General features: G+C 40.2%; 14 protein-coding genes. 6 read left to right on the forward strand and 8 right to left on the reverse strand.

What is annotated here, in order from left to right:
• Window positions 1–14: 14 nt before the first annotated feature.
• Window positions 15–320, reverse strand: coding sequence for a hypothetical protein (locus tag AL038_RS08780; protein ID WP_062151876.1), 306 nt, complete (start codon window positions 318–320; stop codon window positions 15–17).
• Window positions 321–689: 369 nt separating this feature from the next.
• On the opposite strand from AL038_RS08780, the gene AL038_RS08785 reads away from it, so the two are divergent.
• The 5 genes from AL038_RS08785 to AL038_RS08805 all read left to right on the forward strand — a co-directional run bounded on the left by AL038_RS08785 (window position 690) and on the right by AL038_RS08805 (window position 5,066).
• A complete protein-coding gene (locus tag AL038_RS08785) occupies window positions 690–1,208 on the forward strand; it encodes a disulfide bond formation protein B (RefSeq protein ID WP_062151879.1) in 519 nt (172 codons plus the stop codon).
• A gap of 58 nt (window positions 1,209–1,266) precedes the next feature.
• The gene (locus AL038_RS08790; protein WP_101539209.1) at window positions 1,267–2,148 is read left to right on the forward strand and encodes an ATP-binding protein; all 882 of its coding nucleotides are present in this window, start codon (window positions 1,267–1,269) and stop codon (window positions 2,146–2,148) included.
• A gap of 102 nt (window positions 2,149–2,250) precedes the next feature.
• A complete protein-coding gene (locus tag AL038_RS08795; RefSeq protein WP_062151885.1) occupies window positions 2,251–3,279 on the forward strand; it encodes a phytoene/squalene synthase family protein in 1,029 nt (342 codons plus the stop codon).
• 98 nt (window positions 3,280–3,377) lie between these two features.
• Window positions 3,378–4,166, forward strand: a complete 789-nt coding sequence (locus AL038_RS08800) for a slipin family protein (protein WP_062151888.1) — start codon at window positions 3,378–3,380, stop codon at window positions 4,164–4,166.
• Between the two features lie 120 nt (window positions 4,167–4,286).
• The gene (locus AL038_RS08805; protein ID WP_062151891.1) at window positions 4,287–5,066 is read left to right on the forward strand and encodes an ABC transporter permease; all 780 of its coding nucleotides are present in this window, start codon (window positions 4,287–4,289) and stop codon (window positions 5,064–5,066) included.
• On the opposite strand, the gene AL038_RS08810 is transcribed toward AL038_RS08805, so the two are convergent.
• The 7 genes from AL038_RS08810 to AL038_RS08840 form a co-directional block, all read right to left on the reverse strand.
• On the reverse strand, window positions 5,067–5,852 hold the full coding sequence (locus tag AL038_RS08810; RefSeq protein WP_062151894.1) for a DUF7847 domain-containing protein: 786 nt from the start codon (window positions 5,850–5,852) through the stop codon (window positions 5,067–5,069).
• 100 nt (window positions 5,853–5,952) lie between these two features.
• Window positions 5,953–6,477: a formaldehyde-activating enzyme gene (gene fae, locus AL038_RS08815; RefSeq protein ID WP_062151897.1), complete on the reverse strand. Its 525-nt coding sequence runs from the start codon at window positions 6,475–6,477 to the stop codon at window positions 5,953–5,955.
• A gap of 47 nt (window positions 6,478–6,524) precedes the next feature.
• Window positions 6,525–7,424: a triphosphoribosyl-dephospho-CoA synthase gene (locus AL038_RS08820; RefSeq protein ID WP_062151900.1), complete on the reverse strand. Its 900-nt coding sequence runs from the start codon at window positions 7,422–7,424 to the stop codon at window positions 6,525–6,527.
• On the reverse strand, window positions 7,421–8,365 hold the full coding sequence (locus AL038_RS08825; protein ID WP_062151903.1) for an ATP-grasp domain-containing protein: 945 nt from the start codon (window positions 8,363–8,365) through the stop codon (window positions 7,421–7,423). The genes AL038_RS08820 and AL038_RS08825 overlap by 4 nt, the downstream gene beginning before the upstream one ends.
• Before the next feature lie 228 nt (window positions 8,366–8,593).
• A complete protein-coding gene (gene glyA, locus AL038_RS08830; protein WP_062151906.1) occupies window positions 8,594–9,874 on the reverse strand; it encodes a serine hydroxymethyltransferase in 1,281 nt (426 codons plus the stop codon).
• Between the two features lie 450 nt (window positions 9,875–10,324).
• Window positions 10,325–10,909 carry a DJ-1/PfpI family protein gene (locus AL038_RS08835; protein WP_236839502.1) on the reverse strand — a complete coding sequence of 195 codons (585 nt, stop codon included), beginning with the start codon at window positions 10,907–10,909 and terminating at the stop codon, window positions 10,325–10,327.
• A 100-nt stretch (window positions 10,910–11,009) separates the two neighbouring features.
• Entirely contained in the window at window positions 11,010–11,762 is a 753-nt protein-coding gene (locus tag AL038_RS08840) for a phosphoadenylyl-sulfate reductase (RefSeq protein ID WP_062151912.1), read from the reverse strand.
• A gap of 398 nt (window positions 11,763–12,160) precedes the next feature.
• On the opposite strand from AL038_RS08840, the gene AL038_RS08845 reads away from it, so the two are divergent.
• The gene (locus tag AL038_RS08845) at window positions 12,161–13,855 is read left to right on the forward strand and encodes a glycosyltransferase (protein WP_062151915.1); all 1,695 of its coding nucleotides are present in this window, start codon (window positions 12,161–12,163) and stop codon (window positions 13,853–13,855) included.
• Window positions 13,856–13,860: the final 5 nt, after the last annotated feature.

Here is a 13,860-nt window from a genome sequence, read left to right on the forward strand (position 1 = left end):
ATCAACATTTCAGTTTAACTGTAAAACTCAGACCAACGTTTTTTTACAACAACAAAAAAATAAGCAAAGATTGCTATAAGACCAATTAATTGCGCAAAGAATTTAAATATAGAAAAAAGAGCCGTCAGCAAATGAGCCATCAGCGGATGAGAGATATTGCTGTTACCTCGATAAAAGATATAATCAAGAACTAAGGGAAGTAACAAACTAAAAATACTGATGATGATAATACCAAAAATCAATGTTCCTACTATGGATAATCGGTCGGCTATATGCCAAACATCAGCAAAAAGTGCAGACCGTTTTCTACGCATACGCATAATTTACCATCTCCTTTAATTTAAAAGAATCCAATTATCTATAGCTCTTCTTTATAAAAACAAGCTTATATAGAAAATAGTTTTCACTCTCCAGCCGCTATTATTTATCTCTCCTGAACATGCTGTAAAATACCAAGGGACTCTTCTATTTCCTCAATTTTCTCATTTTAGTATCACTACATCTTTAGCACTACTTAAATAGGATAATAAAACAAAAGCTAATTCTTACCATAAGCGACTTTCTTCAGGTATAAATTTTTCGTAAATATCGCTTACGCTAATTATGTTTATAATAGAGAAAATCTAATGCAATTGACTTAATTGCAGCAATGGATTTTCTTTTTTTTATGTCATTAGAGGTTATGTCAAGTGTTACAAAACATTTTATCTAATCGTCGTAGTGTGTATGCGTTTATCTTTTTGGCTTGTGTTGCCTTGATGATAACCGCCTATTTTTTTCAATATGTAATGGGTTTAGAACCTTGCCCTTTATGTATGGCACAACGGCTTATCATGATTTCTATTGGTTTAATTGCACTTGTTGGCTTATTGCATGGGTCATTTGGCTGGGCAAATAAAATATACAGTGTGTTGCTATTTTTGTTTGCCGTTGGCGGGATGTCTGTTGCGGGCAGACAAGTTTGGCTACAAAGTTTACCAGCAGACCAAGTGCCTGCTTGTGGACCTGATTTTGAATTTATGGTCAACAATTTCCCGATTTTAAAAACGGTTGAAGTGTTATGGCGTGGTTCAGGGTCTTGCGCAGAAGTCTCATGGGAATTTTTAGGATTATCTATTGCTGGTTGGACATTCATTTGGTTTACTTTTTTTGCAATGCTTGCCATTTATCAGTTAATTAAACGCTTTACACCAGCAAAAACTGTGTAATAACCGCTTTTTTCTCTTTTTTAGTGCGTTCAAGGTTTCTTGAACGCTATTCGATAAAATGATGAACGACTCTTTAAAACCTCTCCTTGAACGTGCAGAAGCCTTGTTAAATCGCTTAGAGAATTTTTTACCAACAACACCATTACCGCCTAATTGGGAAAATATTTATGCGTGTCGCTGGAGAAAACGGAATCAACAAGGTGAATTACAAGCGGTTTATCATCCACATGATATTCGTTTAAGTGATTTACAAGGCATTGATACACAAAAACAACAAATTGACCGCAATACTCAACAATTTATCCATCATTACCCCGCAAATAATGTTTTATTATGGGGTTCACGTGGTACAGGAAAATCATCCCTTATCAAAGCCTTATTAAATGAGTATGCAACGCAAGGCTTACGTTTGATAGAAGTGGAAAAACATGATTTAGTTGATTTACCTGATATTGTGGAGAGTTTATATAATCGTCCTGAACGCTTTATTATTTTTAGTGATGATTTATCTTTTGAGAAGGAAGATGCGAGTTATAAAGCCCTGAAAAGTGTGTTAGATGGCTCTATCAGTGCGCCACCACACAATGTGTTGATTTATGCAACGTCTAATCGCCGACACTTGCTACCTGAATATATGAAGGAAAACCTAGAGGCGACTTATACGCCTGAAGGCGAAGTTCATCAGGGGGAAGCGGTAGAAGAAAAAATTTCTTTATCTGAACGCTTTGGCTTATGGTTATCGTTCTATCCCTTTAAACAAGATGAGTATTTAGATATTGTAAGCTACTGGTTAGCGCACTTAGGGGTTACTGACTTGACTAATCCTGCTATGCGTACTGCGGCTTTACAATGGGCATTAACCCGTGGTTCACGTAGCGGGCGGGCGGCGTGGCAATTTGCCCGTGATTGGGCGGGACAACATGGAATGAGTGAAAAATAAACACCGTGCTATCACCTCATGACACACAGGGGTGATTCAGGCAAATATCATGTATTATTCGGGTACAATGACGGTCGCATTTTTTCACGACGCACGCTATTTATGAATCACTACAGCACTGATGAAGCCTATCAAAAACATATATTAACAGGGGTTTCGCGTACCTTTGCCCTGACTATTCCACAATTACCCGCAGATTTATATACGGTGGTTGGCAATGCTTATTTGCTTTGTCGCATTGCAGATACGATAGAAGATGAGCCACAACTCACGCCCGCGCAAAAACAATTATTTAGCCAACAATTTATTCACGTAGTCGCAGGTACAGAACCCCCCCAACCGTTTAGTGACCAGCTTTTACCGCTTTTATCCAGCAGCACAACGCCCGCCGAAAAAGATTTAATTCTCCATACAAACCATGTTATCCGTTTAACGCATAGTTTTACGGCAACACAGCAAATCAGTTTACACCGTTGTGTGAGCATCATGGCGGAAGGAATGAGCGTTTTTCAACAATCCAATACGCTCGCAGGCTTGCAAGATGTTACTGAATTAAATCGTTATTGTTATTACGTTGCGGGGGTGGTTGGGGAAATGCTAACGGATTTATTTTGTGAGTATTCGCCCGATATTGCCAAAAACCGTCAAATCTTGCAGCCGCTTGCAGTTTCTTTTGGGCAAGCCTTACAAATGACGAATATTTTAAAGGATATTTGGGATGACCGTAGTCGTGGCGCGTGTTGGTTGCCACAAACGGTTTTTCAACAAGCGGGGTTTGATATACGCCAGTTAGATACTACCTCTTATTCGCCAGCATTTGGTGATGGCTTACAATATCTTATCGGTATTGCGCATTATCATTTAATTCAATCATTACACTATATACTGCTCATTCCCCCCAAAGAAACAGGCATTCGTCGTTTTTGTTTATGGGCATTAGGCATGGCAATTTTAACTTTACGTAATATCAACCAACACCCCCAATTTACCAGTGGGCAACAAGTGAAAATTTCGCGTCGTTGGGTAAAAGCAACCTTATTAATCAGTAATCTCAGTGTTAAAAGTAATATTACATTGAGAACACTTTTTTATCTGCTTACACGCGGTTTGCCTGCACCACATGTTTCATAAGGGCAAATTCATTTGCATATCTTGTTTTTAATAAATTGATTTATATTATTTTATTAAACGAGTATGACTAAACTTTCTTTATAAAAGGGGTAATCCTGATGGAATTAGATTTTAATTTGCTAATCGTGTTTGTCGTGTTAATTGTTGTGTTTTTATACAATACAATCAAGATACTTCGCGAGTATGAAAGAGGGGTGGTTTTTTTCTTAGGACGTTATCAATGTGTAAAAGGGCCAGGACTCATCATCTTGATTCCTTTTTTACAACAGATGGTCAAGGTTGAATTACGCACGGTGGTGATGGATGTTCCTAGTCAAGATGTGATATCGCGGGATAACGTTTCTGTTAAGGTGAATGCGGTGATTTACTTCCGTATTATCGAACCAGAAAAAGCCATTATTCAGGTAGAAGATTATCAACAAGCGACCAGTCAATTAGCACAAACAACATTGCGTTCTGTGTTGGGACACCATGAGCTGGATGAGATGTTGTCAGGGCGTGACAAACTCAACAAAGATATTCAAGATATTTTGGATAAACAAACAGATGAGTGGGGAATTAAGGTTGCAAATGTGGAAATAAAACATATAGACCTTAATGAAAACATGATTCGAGCAATGGCTCGTCAAGCAGAAGCAGAGCGGGAGCGGCGTGCAAAAGTCATTCATGCAGACGGTGAACTGCAAGCCTCGCAAAAGTTGGTACAAGCGGCAAAAATTCTTGCAACACAACCCCAGTCTTTACAACTGCGTTATTTACAAACGCTTAATGATATTTCCTCAAAAGATAAAAGCCACACGGTTATTTTTCCCCTACCAGTGGACATGCTCGTCCCATTACAAGGGGTTTTAAAAGCCTACGCAGAAGATAGAAATGCAAAAGGCTAATTGAAAATTTTCCTATCGTCCAACCATAGTACGGATACGACCGGTTCAAACGGTGATATCCGTTATTTATTTTTCTTTTTACTTTTCTGATATATCAGCATAGACCTTAAGCCTTTAAATATGCACACAGCAACAATTACTATTGGTTGGTTAGAAATTGGATTAGCAACTTTTTTCATTTTTGTCGCGGGTATTATTTCTGTTGTCATGGCGTTAGGATTGGTACAAAGTTTATTATTTTCCGTTATTCGAGCTTATGTACAACTTATCGCGCTTGGTTTTGCGTTTACTTGGATTTTTAAGCATTCCAGTATGTGGCTGGTTTTGGGGATTTTATTATGTATGATTTTCATGACAGCACACATTGCTATTCAACGGATTAATAAACGTCCTGCTGGTTTATATTTACCTGTGACGGCAGCCATTTTTTTATCCAATGTTATCGTTACTTTCGCGCTGACGACCATCATTTTACAAGTAGAACCGTGGTATGACCCGCGTTATGTATTAACCAGTGCAGGCATGGTTTTAGGTAACACAATGACCAGCATTGCGGTTTCTATTGAACGGTTACTTGATGATTTACGTAAACGGACTGCTGAAGTTAATCAATCGCTTGCATTCGGTGGAACGTTGTGGGAAGTCGCATTACCTAGCATTCGCACGGCATTATTAGCAGGGTTAATGCCGATGATTAATTCTATGAATGCCGTTGGCTTGGTGTTTATCCCCGGTATGATGACAGGGCAAATTTTGGCGGGAGCAGACCCATTACATGCGGCACGCTATCAAATTGTATTTATTTTGATGTTATCCGCCGCAACAGCCATCGGGACGATGGCAAGCGTTTATTTAGTGTATCAACGGGTATTTGATAAGGAATGGCGATTGTGTTTGTAGTTAAGCGTTAAATTGACCGTTTTTCGGAGTTTCAATAAAGGCGGTTGTGATTGCACGGCGTAGTTTTAAATCGTGTAGCAACAATAAAATAATGCCGTCTAAAAAGGGACTTAGTAGGCTTGTAATGAGGATATAAATAAATTTTAACACGGCTAAAAATACAGCCTCATCCAGCGGTATGGTTGCTTGAATTAACATTTCTAAAAGCATGGCAATCAGTTGTCCCACAACTGACGATATTAAAAACGCCAATAATAAAACTGAAGCGGTATGTAGCCATTGTCCCCACACTAAGCGGAAACTTTCTCGTAAGCTCGTCACAATCCCTTTTTCGTCAAAAAGTATCAAGGGCATATAAAAAATAAGCGCGATGCCTAACACAATGCCGGGAACAAGCATAAAAAAGAAACCCATTCCTAATAAGAACGCATAAATCCATGTTGCAACAAATAAAATAGGTAGTTTTTCTACACCAGTGCGTAGAATTTCCCAGTAACTGATAGTTATCCCCCGAATAACCACGCTGAGTTGATAAAATAAAATCGCGTATAACATCAGCATAATGCCTGTATAAAAAGGCAAATAGGGGAAAAAATCCAGCATAGCTTGCACAATGTCGTCCAAATTGTCTGAGGATAACGCAGGCAGGCTCAGACTGGGTAACATGGAAAAAATCCCAACGGCTAGGGTGACAGGATAAATGGTGGGAAAGGCTTGAATAAATAAACGTACACCGTTTTCAATTAACTGGTTAGGGGTCTGAGGCGTTGTGGGTAATTGCAACATAACGGATTAAGTTTAAATTGATTTAAAATAGTGAGCTACAAAAAAAGCCTGTCAGACAATACAGCATACTGACAGGCTTTTTCACTACATACTTACAACATTATTTCGGGGAGAAAGGATGTTGTGAGCTACTGCGTTTTGCAACCACGTCTTGTGGTTTGGGTTCTTTGGCAATCGCACGTTTGATGGATTCTTTGGTTGCTGCATAGTTGTAGTCATAAATCTTGGCATCGTCTTCTGCCAACCAATGAATGAAGACACCAACGCAAATGAAGAGATCATCTGCTTCTTCCATTGGAATCGTACCATCGGCTAAACAATCAGCAACCGCCATTGCAACTGCGCGTTGTGCGGGACCAAACATTTGCACGGCTTGTTTTGCGCCCTTAATCGTGACTTTATTAAACATCACGGTAGAAGGTTTGACCGCTAAATTAGGGGCTAAAACGGCTAATAAACCATTTACGCCTTCTTTTTGGTTGGTCAGGGTTAAGCAAAATGCATCTTCTGCGGCACTGCCACGGGGGCCGATGATTAAATCAATATGGGCAACTTCGTTGCCATCACCAACTAAAGACTCACCAACTAAAACGCCATCAATCACTTTATTACCATGAGCTGACATTATTCTTCCTCTCTATTTTACGTGGTTTTAAAAATGGCAAACTGCCATCAGTCGTTATGTGTGGAATACGAAATTCGAACAGAGTCGCGTTTAGCATTCCCCTCCTTTAGTTTCGCATCCCTGCCACTAAACAGTTCCCTTAATTGCGTTATAAATAAAACGGCAACCGTTAAATCTGCACTAGTACCTGGATTAATATCCCGCGTTTTTAACCAATCATCAAAGGCAGATAGACTGGTATCGGATGGAAACACTTCTTTTGCTACCCACAAACGGGCTTGCTGTTGTACTTGTTCAGCAATAACACGTCCCCATTTTCGCACAATATGCGTATCTAGGAAATCACTTAAAAAATGCAGATAAGTGATAACGGTTGCTGTTGGTAAAGCACATCCGTTTGTGAGTAAGCGATTTAATGTAGGTAAAAATTTAATAATATCAATATAATTATTTGCATATTGATAAGCAATTTTATCTTGTGTTTGTGCCAATCGCATTATTTCTAATAATGACAACGTGGGTACTTGTTGCACATCTTGTTCTGCAACATCGCCTAATCCCGCAGGATTAGCCAACCGAATAGCTTGATAAGTTAAACACGCATCCGCTTGGGTTAAACTTGCCAATACAGTGGGTAAACATTCAAGCACATCCCCCTGTTCCGCTGCTTTTGCCAATGGCGCACATAAAAGGATAATGCCTAAATTTGTATTACACGCCACCGCTTTTTGTGTTGCCTCAACACTCCCCAAAATGCGCTCACCAATGGATAAACTGGGATTCGCTAAAATAGGGGCAATTTGTTTTGCACTGTGAATAAAATCAGCCGTGGTCATGCCATGTCCTGCACTGTAAATGCTGACATTTCCCGGTTTAAACGCATTTAGTTCAGCAACACAGGCGGCATAAACGGCTTGTTCAATCAGGCTTGCAGACAATCCACTCATAACACAGCATGTGCCTGACTGTATGGTGACAAATACCGTAAAACAAAGTCATCCACCAAACAATCGGCAATATCTTGTTTACAGACCCCTTGTAACCCTTGCCATGCAGGAACGCCGTTTACTTCTAATACATAGGCTTGTCCTGCTTTATCGCGCAGAATATCCACACCAGCATAATCAACATTGATTGTCTGGGCAGCAGATTCAGCCAATTTAATTAATTCGGGGTCTAAAGCACTGGCGCGACAGCTTGCACCTTGGGCGCGATTAGTAATCCAATGTTGACTATGCCGTAACATAGCTGCTTGGGCTTTACCATTAATAACAAACACGCGCCAGTCATGATAAGCCAATGTATTACCGCTTTTATCCGTATTTGCACAAGGGATAAAGGTTTGTAAATAGTAAAGATGATTATACAGTTCACCCGCTGGCAAACTATCGCCTGCTTTTAAACGCAACAAGCGTTTACCTTGTGAGCCAAATAACGGTTTTAATACCATTTCCTCACCACGCGCAAACGCGGTATGCAAAACATGGCTTGCCTGTTCCCGCGATTCGCAAACAACCGTTGCGGGTGTAGGAATCCCTGCTCGATACAGTAAAAAACTGGTCATCGATTTATCAACGGTTCGTTCAATGGCTCGAACATCGTTATAAATAGGCACGCCCGCTGCTTTTAGCGCGTGTAATATGCCTAATCGTACTGTTACTTGTTCAAACGTTCCGCCTGCAATACCTCGCACAAAGACACCATCAGGCAAACAATCGGTAAACGTAGGAATTTGCAAGCCAGTTGCGCTGTTTAAATCAAAGTAACAATCGTTGAGAGAAAGATATTGGCTCGTAATATGGCGTTTAGCAAAGGCTTTAGTGAGCCGTTTTCCATGCCAACCCGGAAAATCCGTAAAGATGACCACACGTTGTTGATGATGCGGCATATAGTGTCCTTTGATGTATTATTTTTTTATAATATTTTCGTTTAGTATAACAAATATAAATGATATTTCACCTAACCGTTTTGCAATGATCACTATCATTAATTTTTATGGTGATGCCCAACCACAGGGAACAATTTATTTAAATTCTAAAAGTTAGATTATCAATGCGTTCTGATTTGAACTTACAACAACCAAATAAAGGGCGAATAAATTCGCCCTCAATCTTAATTAAGCCGCATTTGCCTGTTTAGTGGTTTCTGCGTAAACGGGGAATTGTGTACACAAATGTTTCACCTGATTGCGCACACGGGCTTGTATCTCGATGTTATCAATATCGCCTAAAATGTCACAAATCCAATTTGCAATTTGTTTCACTTCATTTAATCCCATGCCACGGGTGGTAATTGCGGGCGTACCAATACGTAAACCACTGGTGACAAATGGCGATTGTGGGTCATTTGGCACTGCATTTTTGTTGACTGTAATGTGGGCTAAGCCTAGCGCGGCATCCGCTGCTTTTCCTGTAATCCCTTTATCAATCAAGTCTAATAAAAACAAATGATTGTCCGTGCCACCAGAAACAATTTTATAGCCACGTTCACTAAACACGGCAGCCATTGCGCGGGCATTGTCTAACACTTGTTGTTGATACACTTTAAATGCGGGTTGTAAGGCTTCTTTAAACGCGACCGCTTTAGCAGCAATGACGTGCATTAAAGGACCGCCTTGTGTGCCGGGAAACACCAACGATTGTAATTTCTTTTCAATATCAGGGTTTGCCCGCGCCAAAATCATTCCACCGCGAGGCCCTCTTAAGGTTTTATGTGTGGTGGTGGTGGTTACATCCGCAATCGCAACAGGGCTAGGATATAAACCCGCAGCAACCAGTCCTGCAACATGTGCCATATCGACAAATAAATACGCGCCAACTTTATCCGCAATATCACGAAAACGTTGCCAATCAACCACGCGCGAATAAGCACTAAACCCCGCAACTATCATCTTTGGCTTATGTTCTAACGCTAAACTTTCTACTTGTGCATAGTCAATTTCACCCGTTGCCGTGTCTAACCCATACTGCACTGCGTTATAGATTTTGCCTGAAAAGTTGACTTTTGCACCGTGTGTTAAATGTCCACCATGCGCTAGGCTCATGCCCAATACAACATCGTGTGGCTCTAACAATGCCATATAAACAGCCGCATTTGCTTGTGAACCTGAATGTGGTTGAACATTGGCATAATCTGCGTGAAATAATTCTTTAGCGCGGTCAATAGCCAATTGTTCAGCAATATCAACAAACTCACATCCCCCATAATAACGTTTGCTGGGATAACCTTCAGCATATTTATTGGTTAATACAGAGCCTTGCGCTTCTAACACGCGCGGGCTGGTGTAATTTTCGGATGCAATTAACTCTAAATGGTCTTCTTGCCGTTGTTTTTCTTGTTGAATGGCGTGAAATAACTCAGGGTCAAACTCGGCAATAGTCATATTTGTTGAGAACATAGCTTGTTACCTTACTTAAAATGGAAGAGGAAAAAATTCGGTTGTATTGAAAAAATAATATGAGAAAAGCGGTAGTTAATTGAGGGAGGTTTTAGTTGGTAATAACGCTAAAATTCTAGTAAAGCTGTTGGGAATTACAATGGTGAAAAAATTGAGGGTGTCATTTTACCTGACATCAGATAGAGAAGATACCTTGCAAGAAAGTAGGTTTATAACCACAACCGATTCATATAGTTTGCATATTCGCGTGTCAGCCCGCGCCCAAAAGCATCACGGATACCACTGCTTGAAGCGGTGTTATCCGTTGTCTTTGTTGATACTTCTGTTAATGGTGACTTGCAAAATTCCCCTGTTTGAAAGGGATTTATCTATACTAAACGCACTATAAAACGGTGCGAAGGATTAGGCTAATCCTAAATTTAAATCACTTTATGGCACGGTTGCTATATTTTACAGGGTGATTTTTGTACCTAATAATATAAGGAATTTTGCTAACCATTGGGGATGTGCAGGCCATGCGGGGGCGGTAACTAAATTACCATCAACATACGCATCTGTTAAGGCAATATCTACCCAACATCCCCCTGTACTATTGATTTCAGGCGCAACCGCAGGATAGGCGGAGCAACTTTTACCACTAACAACCCCTGCCGCCGTTAAGATTTGCGCACCATGACAAACGGCTGCAATGGGTTTATTGGTTTCAGCAAAGTGTTTAACAATATTAATAACATCAGGGTTTAGACGTAAATATTCTGGCGCGCGCCCCCCCGGAATAACTAATGCGTCATAATCACTCGCTTTCACATCTGCAAATGTCGCATTTAAGGTAAAGTTATGTCCCGGTTTTTCGCTATACGTTTGGTCACCTTCAAAATCATGAATAGCGGTACGAACAATATCACCTAGTTTTTTTTGAGGGCAGACAGCATGAACAATGTGTCCAACCATCAATAAGGCCTGAAATGGCACCATGATTTCATAATCTTCAACATAATCACCCGCTAACAACAGAATTTTTTTCGCACTCATCATTATTTCTCTGCGTAAAATGGAAGGAATTATTCGCTAGATTCGGTCAGACCTTAAGTTCACGTAACAACCTTTCCTTGAGTGTGGGAGTGTGTGGCAATAATCAAGTGGGCTTGTGTGTGGAAATTGTATTGCTGGCATGTAAACCGCATTCTTTTTTTGTGCCTGCTTCCCACCACCACCGCCCTTCCCGCTCGTGTTGATGTGGTAATACCGCGCGTGTACAGGGTTCGCAACCAATACTGACAAAACCGCGTTCATGTAACAAATTATAAGGAACTTCATACAATTGAATATAATTCCAAACTTGTGCGGATGTCCAATTTGCCAATGGATTAAATTTAACCAGTGGATGCTCGACCGTAGAAAACGTTTTATCTATTTCAATAACTGACAGTTGTGCGCGAGTATCTAAACTTTGGTCTTTACGTTGTCCTGTTATCCATGCGTCTAGGGTATTCAGTTTGCGTGTTAAAGGGGCAACTTTACGAATACCACAACATTCTTGGTGTCCCTCTTGGAGAAAACTGAAAAATCCTTTTTCCTTAATAAGTTGCTCTACAGCAGTCGCATCAGGATACAAAATAGTCAGTGTGCATTGATAATGGGTGCGGACAGTTTCTAAAAAACGATAGGTTTCTGCATGTAATCGTCCAGTATCTAAACAGAAAATTTCTATTGGTTTTTTTAATAAATTGTATGCCATATCAATCAGCACAACATCTTCAGCACCACTAAAGGCAATTGAAATTTTTTCATAGTGTTGTAATGCCAATTGTAAAATTGCTTTTGGCGATTGTGTTGCATAATCAAGTGCGTGGGTTTGAATTTGTTGCTCTGTTAAATGCACCATCATGGATACTCCTTTTATAGAAATAACTGTTCTAATAATTGTATTTTCTTTTATAATATAATGAAACTTATAATAAATCTGTTTATGGCGATAACTAAAAGTTTGGTAATTTATTTATTCTTCCATTATCTAGGAAATAGGATAGAAATCTGCTTAAAGATTGTTTGAATCAGAATTTACAGACAGATAGGATTTTCAATATTATCAATGTGGCTATCTTTACTATTATCCATGAGTAGATAATTCTTGATTGTTTTTATATTTTTTATCTTTAAATTTTGTTAATGCTGACTTAAACGCAATATAAATCAGCATAATATGCTGTAAAATGCTACTTTATTCTGTTTTAGTTTATACTGCTCTCCTACTTTAATTGTTTTATTTCAAGCCTATTCCTTATCGTGCCTTTAACCCCACTGTTGTCGTTGTTTCGTGCTAAACCTAAAGCCCTTCCCTACCTTATTGATAAGCCCACGACTATTGATTTAAGACGTTGGGCGAGTAGTGAATGGATTGAATATCAAGCATGGTTATTTCACCATAGTTTCCTAACGTTGTATGAATGGCAACAGTTACGAGATGACGCAATTACATGGGAAAAACCGCCCATTATCAGTATTGTTACCCCTGTTTATAACACCCCACCCGATTTTCTGCGGGAATGTATCTATTCCGTACAAACACAAGCCTATCCACATTGGGAATTGTGTATCGTTGATGATGGCAGTCGTCATCCTGATACTATCGCCTGTTTACAAGCGTTAAGCCGTGATGATTCCCGTATTCGGGTTTATCATGCCGCAGAAAATTTAGGTATTTGTCGGGCAACTAATCAGGCGATTACAATGACAACAGGGGATTATGTTGCTTTTTTAGACCATGATGACCGACTTGCGCCCGACGCGCTTTATTGGGTTGCAAAAACGCTACGAGATAAACCAGACACCGATATTGTTTATACCGACCGCGATATGATTTCCCCAACAGGTTTTCGTTTTATGCACCTGTTTAAACCACAATGGTCACCAGAAACCTTGTTATCAGGTAACTATTTGTTTCACTTATTAGTTTATCGACGGTATTTATTGAATGAGCTAGGTGGGGTGCGTGAAGCATTTGAAGGTTCACAAGATTACGATTTAATGTTGCGGGCGATGGATAAACAGCCTCATGTCCAGCATATTCCTAAAGTACTCTACCACTGGCGACAACATCAACATTCGGTTGCGTTGGAACATAATGCGAAAGAATATGCTTATCAAGCGGGTATTCATGCGTTACAAGAATCCTTACAACGACAAAATATACAATACGCAACAGTGACTGAAAATAAAGCACTATGGCGTGGCAATTACCGTATAACGTTCATGCCTGTCGCAGAAAATCATTATCAGATTTTAACGTTACCTGCTGATGCAGATTATGTAAACTGTATTAATCAGGCATTAAAAAATGCGCCAGACATCACTTATCTAATTATCTTAGCTGATACTTTACAAGCATTAACACCAGATACGGTGCAAGAACTTATCGGCTGGTTACAATTATCCGCAGTCGGAATGGTAACGGGAAAAGTTATAGATACAAATGGCCGTATTTTACATGCAGGCTGGGTACAACGTCCCACAGGTATTCCGCTTGCGCTCTATCAAAATGAGCCAGAAACAACCCCCAGTTATATGGCAATGACGGCAATCGCGCACAACGTTAGCATTCCGCATCCGTTCTGCTGTGCGATTAAACGCACTGCTTGGCAACAACTCGGGGGGTTAACGCATGATTATCAAAGCCCCTACGGTCTATTTGATTTTGCATTGCGCGCCTTACACGCAGGCTGGCGCACGGTTTACACCCCTTTTGCCCGCTTTCAACACACGGGAGAATGGCAAACCCCCAGCAACTGGTCAAATAATGACCGTACACGGTTTAGTGAATATTGGGCAAACTGGCTACAACAAGGCGACCCCTACTACAATCCTTTTTTAACCACTGAATTGGTCGATATGGGTTTAACGATGCATTGGTCACTGCCACAGCCCGCAGGCTGGGCGATTGACCAAGACGAATCGGCTCAACCAGTGACCTCAGAATCCTAATGTGA

This window comes from Beggiatoa leptomitoformis, from assembly GCF_001305575.3.
GTDB classification, from domain to species: Bacteria; Pseudomonadota; Gammaproteobacteria; order Beggiatoales; family Beggiatoaceae; genus Beggiatoa; species Beggiatoa leptomitoformis.

Bases quoted from the DNA above. Each gene is read 5' to 3' on its own strand.
- AL038_RS08790 (WP_101539209.1), top strand. From the start codon at position 1,267: ATGATGAACGACTCTTTAAAACCTCTCCTTGAACGTGCAGAAGCCTTG.
- AL038_RS08825 (WP_062151903.1), bottom strand. From the start codon at position 8,365: ATGCCGCATCATCAACAACGTGTGGTCATCTTTACGGATTTTCCGGGT.
- fae (WP_062151897.1), bottom strand. From the start codon at position 6,477: ATGTCAGCTCATGGTAATAAAGTGATTGATGGCGTTTTAGTTGGTGAG.
- AL038_RS08835 (WP_236839502.1), bottom strand. From the start codon at position 10,909: ATGATGAGTGCGAAAAAAATTCTGTTGTTAGCGGGTGATTATGTTGAA.
- glyA (WP_062151906.1), bottom strand. From the start codon at position 9,874: ATGTTCTCAACAAATATGACTATTGCCGAGTTTGACCCTGAGTTATTT.
- AL038_RS08800 (WP_062151888.1), top strand. From the start codon at position 3,378: ATGGAATTAGATTTTAATTTGCTAATCGTGTTTGTCGTGTTAATTGTT.
- AL038_RS08810 (WP_062151894.1), bottom strand. From the start codon at position 5,852: ATGTTGCAATTACCCACAACGCCTCAGACCCCTAACCAGTTAATTGAA.
- AL038_RS08840 (WP_062151912.1), bottom strand. From the start codon at position 11,762: ATGATGGTGCATTTAACAGAGCAACAAATTCAAACCCACGCACTTGAT.
- AL038_RS08780 (WP_062151876.1), bottom strand. From the start codon at position 320: ATGCGTATGCGTAGAAAACGGTCTGCACTTTTTGCTGATGTTTGGCAT.
- AL038_RS08795 (WP_062151885.1), top strand. From the start codon at position 2,251: ATGAATCACTACAGCACTGATGAAGCCTATCAAAAACATATATTAACA.
- AL038_RS08805 (WP_062151891.1), top strand. From the start codon at position 4,287: ATGCACACAGCAACAATTACTATTGGTTGGTTAGAAATTGGATTAGCA.
- AL038_RS08820 (WP_062151900.1), bottom strand. From the start codon at position 7,424: ATGAGTGGATTGTCTGCAAGCCTGATTGAACAAGCCGTTTATGCCGCC.